Source organism: Anoxybacillus sp. PDR2, from assembly GCF_009834045.1.
In the GTDB taxonomy this organism is placed as follows: domain Bacteria; phylum Bacillota; class Bacilli; order Bacillales; family Anoxybacillaceae; genus Anoxybacteroides; species Anoxybacteroides rupiense.
On the sequence record NZ_CP047158.1, the window covers coordinates 1,250,969 to 1,268,496 of the forward strand.

The following is a 17,528-nucleotide window of genomic DNA, read 5'->3' on the forward strand; positions in this document are numbered from 1 at the left end:
CCCGCGGCAAATGCCGGGGGTTTTCTTTTATGAAGAAACAAGAGAGGGCAGGCAGCATATAAATATCATATAGCACTAGTGTTGAAGATCCGTTATTTTACTTAAGCATGAAGCCGATTTGCTCGCCAACTTCGGGGATTGGCTAATTAACACTCCTGATCATTATAGAAGCATGGCGTCAGGTAGAATCGATTCACTTTAGTGTTCTCATGCTGTATAAAGACAACGGAAAAGATGAAACGAACGGTATCTGCAAAATTTACGGTCGGAATGGAAGGATAATTGTGTAGCAAAGGATGAAACGACAACGTGTTCAGGCTCATGGCTGGTTTTGTGAATCAGCGCGGTTCGCTCACCTGACTATTGAGCCCCGTCTCCATGCAAATGGAGGCATGTCAAGTTATGTCTATATCGTTGCGCGTAACATTCCTCTAGCATCATGGTTATAATATATAAATAAAACTTGAGAGGGCATGAATCAGATCCGGAAAGTGAGAAGGTGGCAGCTGTTTTTGGCGCTCGAAGACAAGTTGTGCGACGCGAAGGAATTGATCAAAGTCTAATCAGTTGAAAGACATGCGGGGCTTTTATTCATACAAATGTTGAGGTGTTCAGCGATGGTATATCGGTCGCATGTTTGGATGTTAGAAAAGGTATGAATTTCTTCATATAGGTTCGGGTGATGAAAAATGAAAGGGGCCATTCGCTTGCGTCGACCGAATGCAGCTTATTCGACATTGATGACCGTTGCGATGATGTGTTTGCACGAACGGCAAGAAATCGTCATAGATGAAACAACGGTTGATATTTTGCTAAATGAAGGTTTTGCCTGTACGATTATAATCACTGCTGTGATGCGGACCAGTTCGTCCATTATTTCTGTGTGTGAGGAAATGCAGGAGCGAATTGCTCGTGAAATCGAAACAATGACTCCGTTCAAGGTCAAGCATGTCCATATTTTTGTAAAACGTCTAATAGATCATCAAGAAAAAAATGCATGAGATCGTGATCTCATGCATTGATTTTTGTTAATTCACTTTTAAGTTTTTCTAAAAGGGTTTGACATTGATTAATCAACGAAGTTGGAAAATTTTCTCCTTCCCCATACTCAACGCCGTGCGGATAATAGTGCTTGCCAAGAATCGGAGTGATTAATTTGATGAGCGCATAACGCGAATCAACTTCTCCTTCAACTGCATAGCCTTGTACTCGAAGATAGTATACATCGTTTTTAATTTCGAATTTGCGATCGTATGTAACACGTTCATAATCCCATTGTCCTGCACGTACAAATCCTAGATTTTCCATCAATTCGTCTAAATCAGATAATTCAGCTGTTTGGTTTTCAATTCCTGTATTTTCAAATTTCATTCTATATTCCCTCCTATGCACCAATTCCCGGTAAAGGAAAAATCCTTCTCCATTTATAATAGTATGAAAGCGTTCAACTTTCAATCAATAGTTTATTTTTGACGAAACAGTGTGAAAAATTTTATGATATTCGTCGTTTTTTATTTTTTTTGGTGAAACTAAAAAGCAAAGGAGGGAGATAAACACGGAAAAATCGGGATATCTTTACTGATGAGTATGTTGATTTTTACTATCAGTATACCACTTAGCGTTCATGAGCAAGGAACGACGACCTATGTGGTCCAACCGGAGGATAGTTTGTGGAAAATAGCCGTTCGTTACAAAGTTGGATTGTCAGAGAAGATGGCTGTCAATCCGCCATTTTTTCACCCGACGCTTATGGATCCCAGAGATATTTGCGTTTTAGATTGTGCCAAACAAACGGAAAGTGAAGTGATCCGTTTAACAAACGAGCAGAGGGCAAAATGCTGTTTGCGTCCACTGCAGACTGATTGGGAATTGGCTGGTGTCGCACGATATAAATCGGTGGACATGAGAGATAAAAATTATTTTTCATATGTGTGTAAATCATCATTTACGATGATCCATCATTTTGGAATTAGCGATCGATCAGCAGGAGAAAATGCTGTAGTGGTGATACTCGACTCGGTAAGAGGTCAGCGCTTAGATAGATAGTCTTAGGACTAATCTTTCCAACAAGGAGTATACACCGATTGGAGTGGGGGATGCAAAGGGCGGCCCGTATGGCTATTATTGGATGCAAATGTTGATTGGAAAATAGAAAATAGGAGGAGACGAAAACCATGAAAACGGTACGTGAAGTGATGACAACACAGGTGGATTATTGCACGCCTCTTGATAACGTGTTTGAAGCAGCGGTAAAAATGCGGGATCTGAATGTTGGAGCGATACCGATAGTAGAAAACGGTGAGATTGTTGGAATGGTGACCGACCGTGACCTTGTTGTTCGCGGGATCGCAGAAAAACGACCAGGATCTAGCCAAGTAACCGAAGTGATGACGCGAAATGTCATGGCAATATCGCCGGACCTATCTGTTCAAGAGGCAGCACAGCAAATGGCTAAGCAGCAAATTCGTCGCTTGCCGGTTGTTGAACATAATAAGCTGATCGGCATTATCTCTCTTGGAGACTTGGCGACAAACGAAGCTTCGGATGAAAGTGCTGGTCAGGCATTGACCTCTATTTCAAAGCAACATATTGTCGATTAAAAACGAAATCCCTTTTTCATAAGGGGTTTCGTTTTTTTTGCAGACAAAACAGGATATAATGTCAATAAGAGATTGTATGAAGGTGGGCTGCCTAGTGAAATGGTTTTTTCTGTTTTTTATCTTATTAATTAGCTTTTTGTATTTTTTCCCTACCCATATCCCTCCGTTAAATTCTTCATCATCACAAAAAGAAAGTCAGCAGCAGCTTGAAAAGCAACCGGTCATCATGACAGGAGCATTGTCTTTGATTGGCAAGACAGAAGAGCAAATAAAAAAGCAGTTTGGACAACCAACGCGAGTGGACGCCTCAGCTTATGACTACAAATGGTGGATTTACAACCAGCAAGCGAGTACGTATTTACAAATTGGCGTGCTGAATGGCCGCGTTGTCACTGTCTTTATATGCGGTGATCAGGTAGATGTCTCTCCTTTTCGAATTGGTCAGCCTGTGCAGCAGTTATTTAAGCGGATTCCCGTATCTTCAACGCTGGAAGTATCCCTCCGTACGGGAACATACCGTTTTGAACTATCGGAACAAGATATGACGATCCAGCCCATCGTTCGTTTAAATGATGTCTATGTGCAATTTTATCTTGATCATTTTAATGAAACGATTTCAGGCATTCGAATTATGGATGGGGAAACACTGGTAAAACTGCGACCGTATGAACTAGTGTACCGAGGAGAGCTGCCGACAGCACGCCCTTTATCTTTAGTGGAGCAAAAGCAAGTAGAGACGGCGAATGCAAGGCAAATTTTTGAGATTACCAATGTAATTAGGAGCCGCTATAAGGTTGCACCATTGCGTTGGCACGATAAAGCAGCGGAGGCTGCTTATGCGCATAGCCAGGATATGAACGAAAACCATTATTTTTCTCATCAGTCTCCGACTTATGGTGATCTAAAAAAACGCTTGTTAGCGGCTCATATCCCGTTTCAAATCGCTGGTGAGAATATTGCGGCCCAATATATAGATGCAATTGCGGCTGTTAAAGGATGGCTCAACAGCAAAAGCCATCGAGACACGCTGCTTAGCCCGCAATTTACTCATCTTGGTGTTGGCGTGTCAGGACAATATTATACCCAAGATTTTCTGAAACCATGGGAAGTCTCGACGAATTAGGCAATGACTTTATAATGCAAGTGATGGCTGTTCACTTTTTTTCTTTTTCACCCTAATTTTTATAAGGGAAGCGACGGTCGGAGTCCAGTCATCGACTTGTCCCGGATGATTGATGAGCGAACAACTAGCCGCTTCCTGACCAATTTATTGGTCAGGAAGCGGCGTTATTCGGTTGCCCGATCGGCAAAATCAAATCACGGCTCGCTCATTTGAGGACAAATGTTGGCGAATTAAAGTTGTATTTTAATAAAGGCCAGTTTCTTTTTCAACCTTCGAAAACCATTTTCAGTGGTTCTTTTCCGTTCATTAGAAACGTTTTTCATTCTGTCGATTTTTCAATCTAAATTTATAGAAAGCTCCAATAGGAAAAGGCTAAGTACCTTTCCGCTTGAACCAAAACAATTCAAAAAAGAAAAAGCATGGCGTAACCCGCATGTTGAACATACTCCACCGAGAAGCTCTCCTTTTAACGGGGGATAGGTGTGAGAGATCCATCTGTTCCATTAGATAAAAATGGGCGCACGCCATATTCGCTTAGTCGAATAGTATATGTTAGGTAAGTAAAGGGGAGGTAGAAGGGATATGGAAAAGAATCTACATCCTTCTGTGGAACAGTTTAAACAGTTTGTAAAAAAGCATCCTAAAATCATTCAAGAAGTAAGAAACGGAAAAAAAACGTGGAAGCAGTTTTATGAAGATTGGTATTTGTTTGGCGAAGAAGATGAGATCTGGAATGAATACAAAGCGGAGCAAGTAAAGCAAGCAGAGGAAGACGGGGAGCATCATCCATTTATCAATAAACTTTTAGCTACGTTAAAAAATATGGATCCGAATGAGGTGCAGAAGCATATTTCAAGTGCTCAACAAGCCATTTCTGCTATTCAAAGTATGATCGGACAGTTACAAGGAATGAGACAGCCGTCGTCAACGGTTTCGCGCGAGCATCATCCGTTTTCATTCCGCAAAGATTAGAGGTTGCGATTGATGAGAAAAGAACTTGTTCAATACATTCATTCTAAAAAAATGCTTCAGGCATTTATTCGCGAGCAACCGCGATGGTACCGAACATTATCGCGTGATCCAAATCAAGTGGCAGCATTCGAAGCAGCAGCGAAAGAATATTATGAACAAACATTGCCGCAAAAAGTGGAAAAAATAGCTAATTCTCTGGAAATGGCGGCACTTATGTTCAATATGTTCCAAGGGATGCAAGAGTAATTTAAAAAAAAATGCAAAGACTACTCCTAAAGGAGTGATGTCTTTGCAACTAAAACAACTAGCGATGGTTTTGGCGATAGCGGCTTTGACCGCATGCGTTAATCATAAGCCGCAGCCTGAAACGATGCAGCAGGTCTCGGCTGCTGTTTCCATGCAAGCCCCAGCAGCTCAGACGATGCATGTTAAGCATGAAATGCGAGGAAAAGATGTATTGGTTGAATGCGTTGTCGATCATTTTTCCTTTACTAAAGGTGACAAAGCTCATGGCAATGGACACATTAATGTATATTTAAATGGACAGAAAATAAATGAAGTATTTACAGCTGCTTTTGTTTTAAGAGGGCTGCCATCAGGAAAGCATCAGATCCGTCTTGAGCTTGTTCGTGATGATGAAAGTAAATATGGTGTATCAAGCGAATTTGAAGTGAATATTCCATAATGGAAGGTCTGGCGGGTAAGTCAGACTATTTTTTTGTTCTGCGCTTTGCTTTTCTTCTAGACTGTTCTCATGATATGATGATAACATGGAGGTGCTTATACAAAGTGATGATTGCAACGCTCGAACGGCTCGAGATTTTAAATAAAGCCGAATCGTTAGGAAAAATGATTGTTCAGTCGGCGGCGGCGGAATATTACCGCAGCTGTTGGCAGCGTTTAAAAAATGACCGTGTGGCACAGCAGCTGATTAAGCAGTTTATAGCCATAAAAGAGCGTTATGAAGAAGTACAGCGTTTTGGAAAGTACCATCCAGATTACCAAACAGTGATGAAGGAAATACGCGAAATTAAGCGAAAATTAGACTTTCATGATAGCATTGCCGCATTCAAAAAAGCGGAAAATGAGCTGCAAGAATTGTTAGATGAAGTGAGTGTGCTTATTGGAAGAGCTGTATCGGAACAAGTGAAAGTACCGACAGGGAATCCGTATTTTACTGCTTTATCCGGCTGTTCAGGCGGATGTGGCACAGGAGGAAGCTGCGGCTGCCGATCGTAATCTGTCAAAGGGGAATTAAGAGTATGTTTCGGAAACGTCAAGGAATCATTGTTTGGCTATACTCATTGAAGCATAGTAAGCATTTACGCAAATTTGGCAACATTCATTATGTATCGAAGCGCTTGAAATATGCAGTGCTGTACTGCAATATGGAAGAGGCGGATGTTCTTATGAAGAAGATCGCTTCTTTGCCATTTGTAAAAAAAGTGGAACCTTCCTATCGTCCGTTTTTGAAGATGGAGTTTGAGTCAAAAGGAGACGGTGAGAAGGAAAAAGAACAAAGCTACAAGCTGGGCTATACGGTCGAATAACGGCTGACTTTGTACTTGAAGTCAGCCGCTTTTTATTGATTGACGTTGTAATTACTGCAGAGGCGGAATGAAACGATTCATTCGCATAATGCCAATCAAATGCTGATAATAGAGCTCTACCTCCGCGAAAAAAGTGGATGGTTTTACTTCAAGATGGATAATCTCAAGGTTGAGCTCTTTTGCTAACTCGGCAAACAGATCGTATCGCTTATTTGGTTTGACTGACGGATTTGGAATGCCTTCGCGGCAAATGTACAAAGGCTGAAAATCGCCTGGATCTGTTGGATGAAGCACAACGACTAAGGATGTAACCGGCTGTCCATGCTTAACGGTGTGAAAGGCAAAAAGTCCCGATAGGCGGTGCTGGTTGACTTTGGCTAATTCAATGAGCTCATAAATATCTGAATACCCTTCTCCAAGTTCAATAAATCGCTGAATCATGTAGGATTCCCCCCTTCCCTGTTTTTCTCCAATTTATTACTTTACCATTGTTTCCAAAAAAGATAAACAAATTTCGACATTTTTATACAAATTCTAGCGTTTTTTTGATATCTTTAATGTGTAGTAAATATTGTAAGAAACTAACCGAATGAGGGATCGCAGCATGGTACGAACGGCCATTTTAATGATGATGATCTTTTTAGGGATAAGCGGTGGCACTGCTTATATGCAATGGCGAGATTATGAAAAAAGTAATCAGATCAACGATCACGCACCGCTGGTTCATTCCATTGATATTCGACATGAAGAGGGGAGTCTAGAAATTACGCAAACGGTTGATGGGCTAAAGAATCAATCGTATGAAATTGTTGTACCAAAGGAAGCGCAGCAATTTCGATATCGATTCGGAGATAAAGAAAACATGCAGAACGGCTTGAATGCTGGAGCGTCGTCTATTGAAGGAAAAGAACATGAACGGCTGATTATGCAATACATGATTCCGCTGCCGATATCGAAAACGATTTGGCTTGAACATTGGTCTGTTATGTTTGTGACAAAGCAAACACAGAAATTTCATGTGCAGTTTGTCGATTATGCGACGAAAGATGGAATGTGGATAGCCGGGGCTCCGCTCGAAGCGAAGATCAAGAAGCAAGCGTTCACCCTTTACTCTTGGTCGCAAGCGAATTTGCTATCATTTCCGCTTTATTTTTATCCTTCTGAGCTGCCAAGGCAAGTAGATGGTGACATTGAAGTATATGGAAAGCGTCCAATGGGGAATGGAAAGCTGCAAAAATGGGCAGACGTCCCATCCTTGACGATTGTACAATCGCCACAGAACGATCAGCACATATCCCCCGTGTTAGTTGTCATACCGGAATCGGGATCACTTTCTGCTGTTCGTGAACAATATATGCGGGCCTATTATGCTTCTTATTTTGCACCAAATGCTTTGATGAACGAGTGGCTCGCAGATTTATTGACAGCCCTCACCTTTCAGAAGCCAGCGACCACCTCTCGGGCAAAAGCGGTGCTGCAGCAGTTTCAGCAAAATCTAACGGAAGAAGAGAGACAAGAGTTTCTTTCCACTATTTTGCAGCATAAAGGAGAAAAACTGACTCCGGCTTTGCTGGATAAGGCGTTAACAAAAGCTCATTTAGGGAAGACGACTTATTTTGCTGATTTATTAACAGCCAAAAAAAATCTTGATCTCGTGTTTACTAATGAAGGAAATCTATATGTAAATGACAAGGTTTTGAAAGAAGGAAAAGCCGTTTTGCGAGGCGGTGAGTTGCTATTGCCGTTTAAAGAAGTGATGGAGAAACTTGGCTATCACGTTACTCAGTCCGGCGATGCTGTATTTATTGAAAAGGGCAGCAACCGTTGGCGTTTTTTTGTCAATTCACCTGTTTACATGAAAGAAAACGATCAATTTGGGATGCCCTCCATCATCATCCATGATTTAAATGGTACTTTATACATGAGTGCAGATATGATTCAGCACTGGTTTTCCATCGAGGTTTGGACAAGCTCTCAAAATATTTATGTGCATGGCTCATAAGAAAAGCGCTCACCGATGGCGCTTGGTTTCTTTAAAAAAGAGTCATATATCAATTCTCATATCATAAAAAAATCCCTGCAGTTTTCCTGCAGGGCCTTTTATGCTTATTTGTTCCTGCGCATCGAAAAGGAACGCATAAGCTAAAGGAAAAGGGAGAGGAGAAACCGGAGGAAGAACTTATGGGGAAACGTAAGTCTTCTCCGTGATTGGCAACAACACCCATATGGACGTTGCCATTAATCAGTATGACCAATGAATGAATTTGTATACATCCTATTTTATTTTTTGCAAAAACGCGGGGATAAAAACGACTGGAAACGGTTAGCACGTTTGTGATAGGATAGGGAAAGAAATGTTTGAAGTATGGTGAGGCATCATGAGAGTAATTTCTGGAAAGTGTAAGGGGAGAGTATTGCAAGCGGTTCCAGGCATGTCGACAAGACCGACGACAGATAAAGTAAAAGAAGCGATTTTTAATATGGTTGGCCCTTATTTTTCAGGAGGAATCGGGCTCGATTTATTCGGAGGAAGCGGCGGATTGGGAATAGAAGCGCTAAGCCGCGGTTTGCATTCGATGATTTTTGTCGATCATGACGCAAAAGCGGTCCAGACGATTCGCAAAAATGTAGAAGCGTGCGGGTTGAAAGAACAGTCAGAAATTTATCGCAATGACGCAGAGCGAGCATTAAAAGCGATTATAAAACGTCAGCTGCGATTTCATTTAATTTTTCTTGATCCACCTTATAAGAAGCAAAAATTGCAGGCGCTCATTTCCTTTATTGATGAGCATTCTCTTTTGGAGAAAAATGGGTTTATTGTTGCGGAGCATGCGCATGATATTGAGCTTCCTGACAGAATCGGAAACTTAGTGAGAATAAAGCACGAAGTTTACGGCATTACCGCTGTTTCTATTTACGCTTATACACAGAAGGGGGAATAGGTTTCATGGCGAGCATTGCTGTTTGTCCGGGCAGCTTTGATCCGGTTACATATGGACATTTAGATATTATTCGCCGCGGAGCGAAGGTATTTGATCAAGTATATGTTGCGGTTTTGAATAACTCGTCAAAAAAGCCGCTGTTTTCAGTTGAAGAAAGAATAGAGCTGTTGAAAGAAGTGGTCAAGCCTTTTAAAAATGTTATGGTCGAATCTTTTAACGGTCTTCTTATTGATTATGCTCGTACGAAGAAGGCTAACGCTATTTTAAGAGGGCTGCGGGCAGTCTCCGATTTTGAGTATGAGATGCAAATTACGTCGATGAACCGCGTACTTGATGAGAATATTGAAACCTTTTTTATGATGACGAATAGCCAGTATGCTTTTTTAAGCTCAAGTATTGTTAAGGAAGTGGCAAAATATAACGGCAACATTTCTGAACTGGTACCGCCAATTGTCGAAGAAGCGCTTCGCCAAAAATTTCATTCTTTTTTATCGCAGCAATAGTCTTGTAAAAAGAAAGCTGACTGAAAAGGAATTGTCCTTGCTTCAGTCAGCCTCTTTATTATGGCCGTAAAAAGCTGCTATGTCCATACAATCTTGAAGACGGATGGGAGATCGGTCGTCTGGGGCTAGCTTAGTTATAAAGGGACAAAGGCCCTATTTCGGTATAACTTGCCTCCAGTTGTCGAAAAAATGAGTGTCAGCCTTTGAATGGACGGTACGTTTCATCTTTATACATAGTTGCTTGTCATGCTTAACAGCTATATCGATATAAACCGAAAACGGATCATGATCGAATGCAATCGCTTTAGCTAGTAGACGAAATAGATAAGTTCCGATTGAGAAAGCGGCACAAGGGAGGCGACTTTCTCTATATAAATGCTCATAGCTTTTCTCTTGTTCGCTTATCATAGTAAAATAATAGAGAATTCTTGATGGATAGAAACGATATAAACACCTTAAAAATGAAACGAGCGGTAGCTGTAAAAATCCATAGTTGGAAGAATCCCGTGACTCGCTTTTTTGTCACACGGATGCGCGGCGAAGCTTGGAGCAACGCCAATTCCCTTCACATGTCAAGTTGCTCGATGTAGTTTTCGTATGGCGTAACGACGTTCAGAGAGCGGTTCGCTTGGCATACGGGATTTGCTGCTGTCCACAGGAAGTAAAGCGAGGCATATGGCGATGGAGAAATCGTTTCAAGATCAAAGCAAGTGGTCTCGACACATGAGCGATAAAAAGCATTTTTACGTATGATCGACATAAATTAAATATGCAAGGGGAAGCTGAGGCTGAAAGAGATGGAAGAGTCAAAAGGAGGAAAGGGGATGGAACCGAGAATTGGCTTAGCGCTAGGTTCCGGAGGAGCAAGAGGCTTTGCGCACCTTGGTATTATTAAAGTGTTGGAGGAAGAGCGGATTCCGATTCATTACATAGCAGGAAGCAGCATGGGGGCGCTTGTCGCGGCGTTATATGCAAGCGGATTAGGGGTCGAGCGCCTATACAAATTAGCAAAGGCCTTCCGCAGAAACGACTACATTGATGTGACGATTCCGAAAATGGGGCTTATTGCAGGAAAGAGAATAAAGGAATTTATTTGGTTGGTAACAAAAGGGAAAAAAATTGAGGAGTTGCAGATTCCGATTGCCATTGTAGCAACAGATCTTCAGCGCTGCGAAAAAGTGGTGTTTCGAAGCGGCGTGGTAGCGGATGCTGTTCGTGCCAGTATTTCGATTCCGGGAATTTTTGTTCCTGAAACCATCGATGGTCGGATGCTTGTCGATGGGGGCGTCATTGACCGCATTCCAGTTTCGGTAGCGCGCACGATGGGAGCGGATGTCGTGATTGGCGTCGATGTCTCTCATGTAAAGGTAACTGATGCCATCTCCTCGATTTTTGATGTCATTTTGCAAAGCATTGATATTCTCCAAGATGAACTTGTCCGTCATCGTGAATTTGCTTCAGATGTTATGATCCGTCCGCGTGTAGAGCAATATAGCTCTCGAGCATTTACTCATATTGAAGAAATTATTGAAATCGGGGAAGAAGAGGCGCGAAAGCAAATTCCTAGAATCCGTGAAGCAATTGCGAAATGGAAGGAGCAACATCATAAATGAAAAAAAGAGCAAGAGCCTATATTATTTCACTGTTAATTGGGGTAGCAGCTAGCCTGCTTTTTATTTTTGTGCAGCTTCCGTATTATGTGACGATGCCGGGTACAGCCCAAAAATTAGAACCGCTCGTTCACGTTGATCAAGGCGATGAGGATCAAGGGAGCTTTATGCTGACAACTGTGCGAATGGGGCGAGCGAATATCGCCTATTACTTGCTTGCTCATATCCGTCCGTATTACGAGCTTTATCCATTGCAGGAAATCAAGCAAGAAGGGGAAACGGATGAAGAGTATACCCTTCGACAGCTCCATTTAATGAAGGAGTCAAAAGAATCTGCGATTGTTGTCGCCTATAAACATGCCCATAAACCTGTTTCTTATCGTCCGAATGGTGTTTATGTCATGAGCCTTGTCGATGGAATGCCAGCAGCGCATATTTTGCATGTGGGAGACCGCATTGTTCGTGTAGGTGGAAAAGAAATTGGGACAGCAGAACAATTAATCCAATATGTGCGGCAAAAGAAAAAAGGAGATTCCGTTTCGATTACATGGGAAAGAAATGGAAAAGAAAAGACAGCCTCGATTGCGTTGGCACCATTTCCGCAAGAACCAAAGCAAATCGGACTTGGTATCTCGCCAATGACCGATTATCATATTACGACGCAGCCCTCCGTTCGCGTTGATTCAGAAAAAATTGGCGGGCCGTCTGCAGGACTGATGTTTTCTTTAGAAATTTATAATCAGCTTGTTGATGAAGATATTACAAAGGGATATAAGATCGCTGGAACCGGCACCATCAACATGAATGGTGAGGTTGGCCCTATTGGGGGAATATCGCAAAAAATTGTGGCTGCTGATCAAGCTGGTGCCGATATTTTCTTTGCTCCAAACGAGAAGGGAGCGAAAAACTCGAATTATCGCGAAGCTGTCAAAACGGCAAAAAAAATCGGAACAAAGATGAAAATTGTTCCGGTCGACACGTTTTCTGATGCCCTTCGTTATTTGCAAGAGTTGAAATGAACAGGAGGTGTCGCATATTCCTCTTTAAGTGCTTGAATGCGAGTAGTCTCGGAAAAAATAGCGGTATAAGCAGCTACCGCTTTTTTTTCTTGCTGGTATATCACATCCTTTTGCAGGCGTGATACGGTTGTTACAAGCGGCAGCGAAAGCCGTTTTTTTATCATTTGCAAATAGAGGCGTCCGTTGTCACTCATGCCAAGCAGACGAATATAAGAGGGGCTTTTGATCCCATTCATTTGCTCTTTTTTAAAATGGGTTAGAATATGGACACACATTCTTTGTAAACGAGTCCATGTATATCGTTTGGTTTTGACAGAATGGAGAAATTGCTCAAATGTTTCGGCTTCTGTAATGGCCTGTTTGAGTCGATACTCAATGCCTTCATCTACGCCGACAATGCTTTGTAAATCGCTTTCTTCACTTGTCATGATGCGGTACTTCAAAAACGGAAAATATGGCTCCCAACGATGGAATGTGCCATATACTGCATAATATTTCTCAAGAGCCTTTTTGGTAGAGAAGGGAATATAGGGCGAAATGTGTTCAAGCGCTTCAATCGCTCCATTTAGTGCTTTTCTTAAGCTCGTTGCACTGGCGATCCACGGATGAGAAAAAACTTCATCGTGATATCCGGAAGCGATCCGTTGAATCGTTTGGGGAACCATCGCGCTCTTTTGCTCGATAATCGCTTTCACATAGGAAAAACCGAGAATATTATTTGGTTGAGCTAAATCGATTTCCTTCATCTCAAGCTGTCTACAAGCATATGTGACTGCTTGTGGATAGCTCATACCGTCTTTGAGAGCTTGCTGAATGGATTGGTTGTACCGTGATTGCTGCCGTTTGATCGTTTGGACCGCTTGAAGAAACGGCTCAATTTCGCCATTTTCGCTCCCAAAACAAAGCTCGGCGCAATACAATGCATCAAGCAGTGCGACAGCTCCAGTGGCGAACCGTTCTGCTGATTGGACGGCAAATGTATAAGGAAGCTCGATGACGAGGTCGACACCAGCTGAGATGGCCATAGATGTGCGAGCCCATTTGGAAACGAGCGCTGGTTCTCCTCTTTGCAGAAAGTTGCCACTCATAACGGCAATGACACAATCAGCGCCTGTCTTTTTTTTCGTTTCTTGGAGATGATACAAGTGTCCGTTATGAAACGGATTATATTCAACGACGATTCCAACTGCCTTCATTTTTGCCTCCCCGCTTGAAATTTTGTTTTTTTGATCAAAACGTGATACATTGAATGTAAACTGACAATCATTATACTGTAAAGAAAAAATATTGACAAACAGGGAAACGAAACGTATAATTTTCTTTGTTGCCTTGAGGTGATTTTAATGAAATGGTCTATTCATCAGCTTCATCAGCTGCAAGCAAAAGGGCTTGTCATGGATGAAATGGTCGATGTTTCCGATTTAAAACAGATGGAGCCATCGATCCGCGATATTTCCCCTGTCCGTGTGAAAGGACGGGCAGATATCGGTGCTACTAAGTTTACTTTTCATTTAACGATTGAAGGGACAATGGTATTGCCTTGCTCCCGGACGTTGGTTGATGTTTCTTATCCGTTTGCGATCCATACGACCGAAACGTTTTTTTTAAACGACTATGATGTTCATCCGGATGAAGAAACGCACCTTGTTCAAGGAGATGCGGTTGACCTGCTGCCGATTGTGAAAGAGCTCATTTTGCTTGAAATTCCCATGCAAATATTTTCAGAGCAGGAAAACATTCAAGATGGAGCACCACAATCCGGAGCTGGTTGGGAGGTTATTACTGAGGAGCAGGCTAAAAACAAAATTGATCCTCGTCTAGCTGGATTGGCGAAATTTTTTGATAAAAAGGAAGAATAAGCGAAGAACCGGCTTGATCCGGCCTTCATCATAACTTCTAAATCCTGTTTAAGGAGGTGGAAAGAATGGCTGTACCTTTTAGAAGAACATCGAAAACGAAAAAAAGAATGCGCCGTACACATTTCAAATTGCAAGTTCCAGGCATGGTTGCATGCCCAAACTGCGGTGAAATGAAATTAGCTCATCGCGTCTGCAAGTCTTGCGGAACTTACAAAGGAAAAGAAGTTGTGAACAAATAATCATGAAAAAACAGGCATAAGGGTATCCTTATGCCTGTTTTTTCATGGAAGAGCATGGGGCACGTGGCTATTGTGAAATGCTTGCTTTGCCGGTGTTGTAGAAAAACGTAAAGTTAAGCGGTTACATAGGGATGGTGTGACAAGAGCCTCTTTTTTATATTCTCTCCCCCCTAAACAGAGTGTAGGTGGCAGAGGTTTATTGTGCAGAGCAGAAGGAAAATAAGAAAAAGTGGCTAACATAAATATGAGAGTAAAGGAGGAAGAAAAGTGAGTGCGGTTTTGCTAGAACGAGATGATGATGGCATCGTTTGGTTTACTATTAATCGGCAAGAAAAACGAAATGCCATTAATTATGAAGTGATGGATGCTTTACAAGAAACGATTCGCCTTGTGGAAGAAAATGATAAAGTAAAGGTGTTGGTGCTGACAGGTGCCGGCCAGCAAGCTTTTTGTTCGGGCGGGGATTTAAGTGAATTCCATCGTTTACATACAAAGGAAGAAGCGTATCAAATGCTTTCAAAAATGGGCGCGATTTTGTATTCCTTGTTAACGATTTCTAAACCGACAGTTGCTTTGCTTAATGGATCAGCTGTCGGCGGCGGGTGTGAACTTGCAACGGCCTGTGATTTTCGCTATGCAAAGACAGGAATCAAAGCAGGCTTTATTCAAGGAACGTTAGGAATTACGACGGGATGGGGAGGAGCGACGATGCTCTTCGAAAAGCTTCCTTATACGCACGCCCTCGATCTTTTATTAAAAGCGAGACGTATGCCTTCTGAGCAATTGCATGAATATGGATGGATTCATTCATTAATTTCGGAAAATAAAGAAATAAAAGAAGAGTGTCGGAAGTTGCTTGAGCCGTATTTGGCGCAGTCTGCCCCTGTTCTTCGCGCCTATAAGCAAGCTGCTGTTCAAAAATGGAAAACAGAAGAGTTTCGAGGTCGTTTTTTTGCGGAAATTGAACAATGTGCCGTGCTTTGGGAATCTGATGAGCATGAAGAAGCAGTGCGAACTTTTTTGAATCGATCGTAATATTCTTCTTCTATCTTTTCTACTAGTCGCATACATATATTGAAAAAAGCGACTAGGGGGAAGGAACCATGACGAGTGTAAGACAAGATGCATGGACGCAGGATGAGGATTTATTATTGGCAGAAATAGTATTGCGCTATATTCGTGAAGGAGGGACGCAGCTGCAAGCGTTTGAGGAAGTAGGCAGGCGTCTTTCGAGAACAGCTGCTGCTTGCGGTTTTCGTTGGAATTCCTATGTGAGAAAACAATATAAAGAAGCCATTGAGCTAGCGAAAAAACAGAGAAAAGAAGTAAAAAAGGAACGTACGCAGCTCGTTCAAAAGGAAGCGGGGCAAGGAGAGGATAAAACAGCGAAATTGACATGGCAGGATATCATTGCCTTTTTGCAAAGATATCAACAATCTTCCGCACAATATCAGCATGTGATGGATGAAAATCGCGCGTTAAAAAGAGATATGGAACAACTGCAGCAAATGATTACCAAATTGCAGCTAGAAAAAGAGCGTCTGCAAAAAGAATTAAAAGCGGTCCAAGAAGATTACAAAACGTTTATTGGAATTATGGAAAGAGCGAGAAAAATGGTGATACTTGAAGAAGAGCAAACATCGAAAGTAAAGTTCCAAATGGACCGAAATGGCAATCTCGAAAAAATTGAAAAGTAATAGAAAAAGCTGATCCTTTGAGATCAGCTTTTTCTATTAACGGGTCGATTCGTAATTTGATAAAATAGTCGCAGGAGTGTATGAATGGAAAGCGAGGAAAATCGAGATGAAAATAGGGATTATCGGCGGCGGAGCGATTGGGCTATTAATTGCAGCTTATTTATCGAGCACATGCGAGGTAACGATTTATACGCGTCGGAAAACGCAAGCGGATCTTCTTAATGAACGAGGCTTGCGAATGATAAAGAATGGCGATGAACGAATCGTGCCGATCCGTGCATGGGCAGCTGGATATGAAAAGATGCAAGCGGATGTTTTCTTTGTTACCGTTAAGCAATATGATATGGTTCATGCAATCGAGCTGTGCAATCAGTGGACAGATGGGGGGGCCTTTGTTTTTTTGCAAAACGGCATGGGGCATGTCTCTCTTTTATCTCAGCTTAAAGCACAGTGTATTGCCGTGGGCACCGTTGAACACGGAGCGTTTAAAAAGGATGACCGGACTGTTGAACATACGGGAATTGGAAAGATTTCCATTGCTTTATTTCAGGGGGATACCGGGCCGTTAAAGCAACTGTTGGATGTTTCTAGTTCCGATTTTCCGATCGAATTTGAACATAATTGGCAGCAGTTGCTGACGAATAAGCTCGTTGTCAATGCTGTCATTAACCCGCTAACAGCGATGTTACGTGTTCCAAATGGAGAATTGGTAAAAACGAAAGAATATAAAAAAATGATGGAATTGCTATTTTCGGAAATATGTTTAGCGTTGTCATTGCCTGATGAGAACGAAGCGCGGGAGCGGATTGTCCGGATATGCGAACGAACAGCTAATAACCGTTCCTCGATGCTGTGCGATCTCGAAAATGGGCGGATGACAGAAATTGAAGCGATTTTGGGATATGTGATTGCCAAAGGTAAAGAAAAAGGTGTGCAAACGCCCATTTGCCAATTTTTAATGAACGCCGTAAAAGGGATGGAAGGAAGGGGATTTAATGGGTAATTTGGTTGCTCATATAGCAGCAGCTTTTGTCACAATGCCACTGCTTGCTTTTTTTGTCGTTTATATGGTAACGAGAAAATTAACGAAAAAAAAGAAAAAGTCATTTTATACAGCGATCAATATCTCAACGATCTTTTTTATCATTGCGGTTCATTTCTTGATTCAAGCCATTTGGGGAAAATCATATTGGTGGCCTATGGTCATTTTGCTCATTATAATTAATATATTGTTTGCAGTAGGATATTGGCAGAAAAAAGGGGACTTACATATTGCCACTGTTTTTCGTTTATTTTGGCGATTTAGCTTTTTATTATTTTTCTTTGCTTACTTTGGATTGCTTGGATATGGAATTTTGGTAAGAATCGTCAACAACATATAAAATAGCTGTGAGCGCATATTTTTTCATTTGGA

General features: G+C 41.8%; 23 protein-coding genes. 20 read left to right on the plus strand and 3 right to left on the minus strand.

Features of this window, described 5'->3' with window-relative positions; genetic code table 11:
- Window positions 1–689: 689 nt before the first annotated feature.
- Window positions 690–1,001, plus strand: coding sequence for an Asp23/Gls24 family envelope stress response protein (locus tag GRQ40_RS06065; RefSeq protein WP_066147095.1), 312 nt, complete (start codon window positions 690–692; stop codon window positions 999–1,001).
- Between the two features lie 10 nt (window positions 1,002–1,011).
- Here GRQ40_RS06065 and GRQ40_RS06070 read toward each other — a convergent pair whose 3' ends face one another.
- Entirely contained in the window at window positions 1,012–1,371 is a 360-nt protein-coding gene (locus GRQ40_RS06070; protein ID WP_044746619.1) for a YugN family protein, read from the minus strand.
- 210 nt (window positions 1,372–1,581) lie between these two features.
- On the opposite strand from GRQ40_RS06070, the gene GRQ40_RS06075 reads away from it, so the two are divergent.
- The 8 genes from GRQ40_RS06075 (at window position 1,582) to GRQ40_RS06110 (ending at window position 6,245) form a co-directional block, all read left to right on the plus strand.
- Window positions 1,582–2,046, plus strand: coding sequence for a LysM peptidoglycan-binding domain-containing protein (locus tag GRQ40_RS06075; RefSeq protein ID WP_159719570.1), 465 nt, complete (start codon window positions 1,582–1,584; stop codon window positions 2,044–2,046).
- A 128-nt stretch (window positions 2,047–2,174) separates the two neighbouring features.
- Window positions 2,175–2,600, plus strand: coding sequence for a CBS domain-containing protein (locus GRQ40_RS06080; protein WP_159719571.1), 426 nt, complete (start codon window positions 2,175–2,177; stop codon window positions 2,598–2,600).
- A gap of 94 nt (window positions 2,601–2,694) precedes the next feature.
- Entirely contained in the window at window positions 2,695–3,723 is a 1,029-nt protein-coding gene (locus tag GRQ40_RS06085) for a CAP domain-containing protein (protein WP_080860933.1), read from the plus strand.
- Between the two features lie 582 nt (window positions 3,724–4,305).
- The gene (locus GRQ40_RS06090) at window positions 4,306–4,695 is read left to right on the plus strand and encodes a YlbD family protein (protein ID WP_066147103.1); all 390 of its coding nucleotides are present in this window, start codon (window positions 4,306–4,308) and stop codon (window positions 4,693–4,695) included.
- A gap of 12 nt (window positions 4,696–4,707) precedes the next feature.
- Complete coding sequence (locus tag GRQ40_RS06095; protein WP_044746615.1) at window positions 4,708–4,941, plus strand: YlbE-like family protein; 234 nt, start codon at window positions 4,708–4,710, stop codon at window positions 4,939–4,941.
- A gap of 37 nt (window positions 4,942–4,978) precedes the next feature.
- Window positions 4,979–5,380, plus strand: a complete 402-nt coding sequence (locus GRQ40_RS06100; protein ID WP_066147105.1) for a hypothetical protein — start codon at window positions 4,979–4,981, stop codon at window positions 5,378–5,380.
- A gap of 104 nt (window positions 5,381–5,484) precedes the next feature.
- Window positions 5,485–5,934, plus strand: a complete 450-nt coding sequence (locus GRQ40_RS06105; protein WP_066147107.1) for a YlbF/YmcA family competence regulator — start codon at window positions 5,485–5,487, stop codon at window positions 5,932–5,934.
- Between the two features lie 23 nt (window positions 5,935–5,957).
- Window positions 5,958–6,245: a YlbG family protein gene (locus GRQ40_RS06110; RefSeq protein ID WP_044746613.1), complete on the plus strand. Its 288-nt coding sequence runs from the start codon at window positions 5,958–5,960 to the stop codon at window positions 6,243–6,245.
- Between the two features lie 51 nt (window positions 6,246–6,296).
- On the opposite strand, the gene GRQ40_RS06115 is transcribed toward GRQ40_RS06110, so the two are convergent.
- Window positions 6,297–6,686, minus strand: coding sequence for a DUF7147 family protein (locus tag GRQ40_RS06115; RefSeq protein ID WP_044746612.1), 390 nt, complete (start codon window positions 6,684–6,686; stop codon window positions 6,297–6,299).
- 163 nt (window positions 6,687–6,849) lie between these two features.
- Between GRQ40_RS06115 and GRQ40_RS06120 the strand changes: the two genes are divergently transcribed.
- The 5 genes from GRQ40_RS06120 (at window position 6,850) to GRQ40_RS06140 (ending at window position 12,319) form a co-directional block, all read left to right on the plus strand.
- The gene (locus GRQ40_RS06120; RefSeq protein ID WP_159719572.1) at window positions 6,850–8,247 is read left to right on the plus strand and encodes a stalk domain-containing protein; all 1,398 of its coding nucleotides are present in this window, start codon (window positions 6,850–6,852) and stop codon (window positions 8,245–8,247) included.
- A 376-nt stretch (window positions 8,248–8,623) separates the two neighbouring features.
- Window positions 8,624–9,187, plus strand: a complete 564-nt coding sequence (gene rsmD / locus GRQ40_RS06125) for a 16S rRNA (guanine(966)-N(2))-methyltransferase RsmD (RefSeq protein WP_080860923.1) — start codon at window positions 8,624–8,626, stop codon at window positions 9,185–9,187.
- Window positions 9,188–9,192: 5 nt separating this feature from the next.
- Window positions 9,193–9,690, plus strand: coding sequence for a pantetheine-phosphate adenylyltransferase (gene coaD, locus GRQ40_RS06130; protein ID WP_066147113.1), 498 nt, complete (start codon window positions 9,193–9,195; stop codon window positions 9,688–9,690).
- An 824-nt stretch (window positions 9,691–10,514) separates the two neighbouring features.
- Window positions 10,515–11,303: a patatin-like phospholipase family protein gene (locus tag GRQ40_RS06135; RefSeq protein WP_080860921.1), complete on the plus strand. Its 789-nt coding sequence runs from the start codon at window positions 10,515–10,517 to the stop codon at window positions 11,301–11,303.
- Window positions 11,300–12,319, plus strand: coding sequence for a SepM family pheromone-processing serine protease (locus GRQ40_RS06140; protein WP_159719573.1), 1,020 nt, complete (start codon window positions 11,300–11,302; stop codon window positions 12,317–12,319). The genes GRQ40_RS06135 and GRQ40_RS06140 overlap by 4 nt, the downstream gene beginning before the upstream one ends.
- Here GRQ40_RS06140 and GRQ40_RS06145 read toward each other — a convergent pair.
- Window positions 12,298–13,515 (minus strand): nucleotidyltransferase, encoded by a 1,218-nt coding sequence (locus GRQ40_RS06145; protein ID WP_159719574.1) that lies wholly within the window; start codon window positions 13,513–13,515, stop codon window positions 12,298–12,300. The genes GRQ40_RS06140 and GRQ40_RS06145 overlap by 22 nt on opposite strands.
- Window positions 13,516–13,662: 147 nt before the next feature.
- Here GRQ40_RS06145 and GRQ40_RS06150 point away from each other — a divergent pair, with 147 nt between their 5' ends.
- The 6 genes from GRQ40_RS06150 to GRQ40_RS06175 all read left to right on the plus strand — a co-directional run bounded on the left by GRQ40_RS06150 (window position 13,663) and on the right by GRQ40_RS06175 (window position 17,496).
- On the plus strand, window positions 13,663–14,178 hold the full coding sequence (locus GRQ40_RS06150) for a YceD family protein (RefSeq protein WP_044746605.1): 516 nt from the start codon (window positions 13,663–13,665) through the stop codon (window positions 14,176–14,178).
- Between the two features lie 65 nt (window positions 14,179–14,243).
- On the plus strand, window positions 14,244–14,417 hold the full coding sequence (gene rpmF / locus GRQ40_RS06155) for a 50S ribosomal protein L32 (RefSeq protein WP_044746604.1): 174 nt from the start codon (window positions 14,244–14,246) through the stop codon (window positions 14,415–14,417).
- A gap of 267 nt (window positions 14,418–14,684) precedes the next feature.
- A complete protein-coding gene (locus GRQ40_RS06160) occupies window positions 14,685–15,452 on the plus strand; it encodes an enoyl-CoA hydratase/isomerase family protein (protein ID WP_139788079.1) in 768 nt (255 codons plus the stop codon).
- Window positions 15,453–15,520: 68 nt separating this feature from the next.
- Window positions 15,521–16,114, plus strand: coding sequence for an RsfA family transcriptional regulator (locus GRQ40_RS06165; protein ID WP_044746603.1), 594 nt, complete (start codon window positions 15,521–15,523; stop codon window positions 16,112–16,114).
- A gap of 106 nt (window positions 16,115–16,220) precedes the next feature.
- Complete coding sequence (locus GRQ40_RS06170; protein WP_159719575.1) at window positions 16,221–17,117, plus strand: 2-dehydropantoate 2-reductase; 897 nt, start codon at window positions 16,221–16,223, stop codon at window positions 17,115–17,117.
- Complete coding sequence (locus tag GRQ40_RS06175) at window positions 17,110–17,496, plus strand: DUF3397 domain-containing protein (protein WP_044746601.1); 387 nt, start codon at window positions 17,110–17,112, stop codon at window positions 17,494–17,496. The genes GRQ40_RS06170 and GRQ40_RS06175 overlap by 8 nt, the downstream gene beginning before the upstream one ends.
- The last annotated feature ends 32 nt before the right edge of the window (window positions 17,497–17,528 follow it).

Coding starts and splice junctions, on each gene's coding strand:
- GRQ40_RS06065 (WP_066147095.1), top strand. CDS start 690: ATGAAAGGGGCCATTCGCTTGCGTCGACCGAATGCAGCTTATTCGACA.
- GRQ40_RS06070 (WP_044746619.1), bottom strand. CDS start 1,371: ATGAAATTTGAAAATACAGGAATTGAAAACCAAACAGCTGAATTATCT.
- GRQ40_RS06075 (WP_159719570.1), top strand. CDS start 1,582: ATGAGTATGTTGATTTTTACTATCAGTATACCACTTAGCGTTCATGAG.
- GRQ40_RS06080 (WP_159719571.1), top strand. CDS start 2,175: ATGAAAACGGTACGTGAAGTGATGACAACACAGGTGGATTATTGCACG.
- GRQ40_RS06090 (WP_066147103.1), top strand. CDS start 4,306: ATGGAAAAGAATCTACATCCTTCTGTGGAACAGTTTAAACAGTTTGTA.
- GRQ40_RS06095 (WP_044746615.1), top strand. CDS start 4,708: ATGAGAAAAGAACTTGTTCAATACATTCATTCTAAAAAAATGCTTCAG.
- GRQ40_RS06100 (WP_066147105.1), top strand. CDS start 4,979: ATGTCTTTGCAACTAAAACAACTAGCGATGGTTTTGGCGATAGCGGCT.
- GRQ40_RS06110 (WP_044746613.1), top strand. CDS start 5,958: ATGTTTCGGAAACGTCAAGGAATCATTGTTTGGCTATACTCATTGAAG.
- GRQ40_RS06115 (WP_044746612.1), bottom strand. CDS start 6,686: ATGATTCAGCGATTTATTGAACTTGGAGAAGGGTATTCAGATATTTAT.
- GRQ40_RS06120 (WP_159719572.1), top strand. CDS start 6,850: ATGGTACGAACGGCCATTTTAATGATGATGATCTTTTTAGGGATAAGC.
- rsmD (WP_080860923.1), top strand. CDS start 8,624: ATGAGAGTAATTTCTGGAAAGTGTAAGGGGAGAGTATTGCAAGCGGTT.
- coaD (WP_066147113.1), top strand. CDS start 9,193: ATGGCGAGCATTGCTGTTTGTCCGGGCAGCTTTGATCCGGTTACATAT.
- GRQ40_RS06135 (WP_080860921.1), top strand. CDS start 10,515: ATGGAACCGAGAATTGGCTTAGCGCTAGGTTCCGGAGGAGCAAGAGGC.
- GRQ40_RS06140 (WP_159719573.1), top strand. CDS start 11,300: ATGAAAAAAAGAGCAAGAGCCTATATTATTTCACTGTTAATTGGGGTA.
- GRQ40_RS06145 (WP_159719574.1), bottom strand. CDS start 13,515: ATGAAGGCAGTTGGAATCGTCGTTGAATATAATCCGTTTCATAACGGA.
- GRQ40_RS06150 (WP_044746605.1), top strand. CDS start 13,663: ATGAAATGGTCTATTCATCAGCTTCATCAGCTGCAAGCAAAAGGGCTT.
- rpmF (WP_044746604.1), top strand. CDS start 14,244: ATGGCTGTACCTTTTAGAAGAACATCGAAAACGAAAAAAAGAATGCGC.
- GRQ40_RS06165 (WP_044746603.1), top strand. CDS start 15,521: ATGACGAGTGTAAGACAAGATGCATGGACGCAGGATGAGGATTTATTA.
- GRQ40_RS06170 (WP_159719575.1), top strand. CDS start 16,221: ATGAAAATAGGGATTATCGGCGGCGGAGCGATTGGGCTATTAATTGCA.
- GRQ40_RS06175 (WP_044746601.1), top strand. CDS start 17,110: ATGGGTAATTTGGTTGCTCATATAGCAGCAGCTTTTGTCACAATGCCA.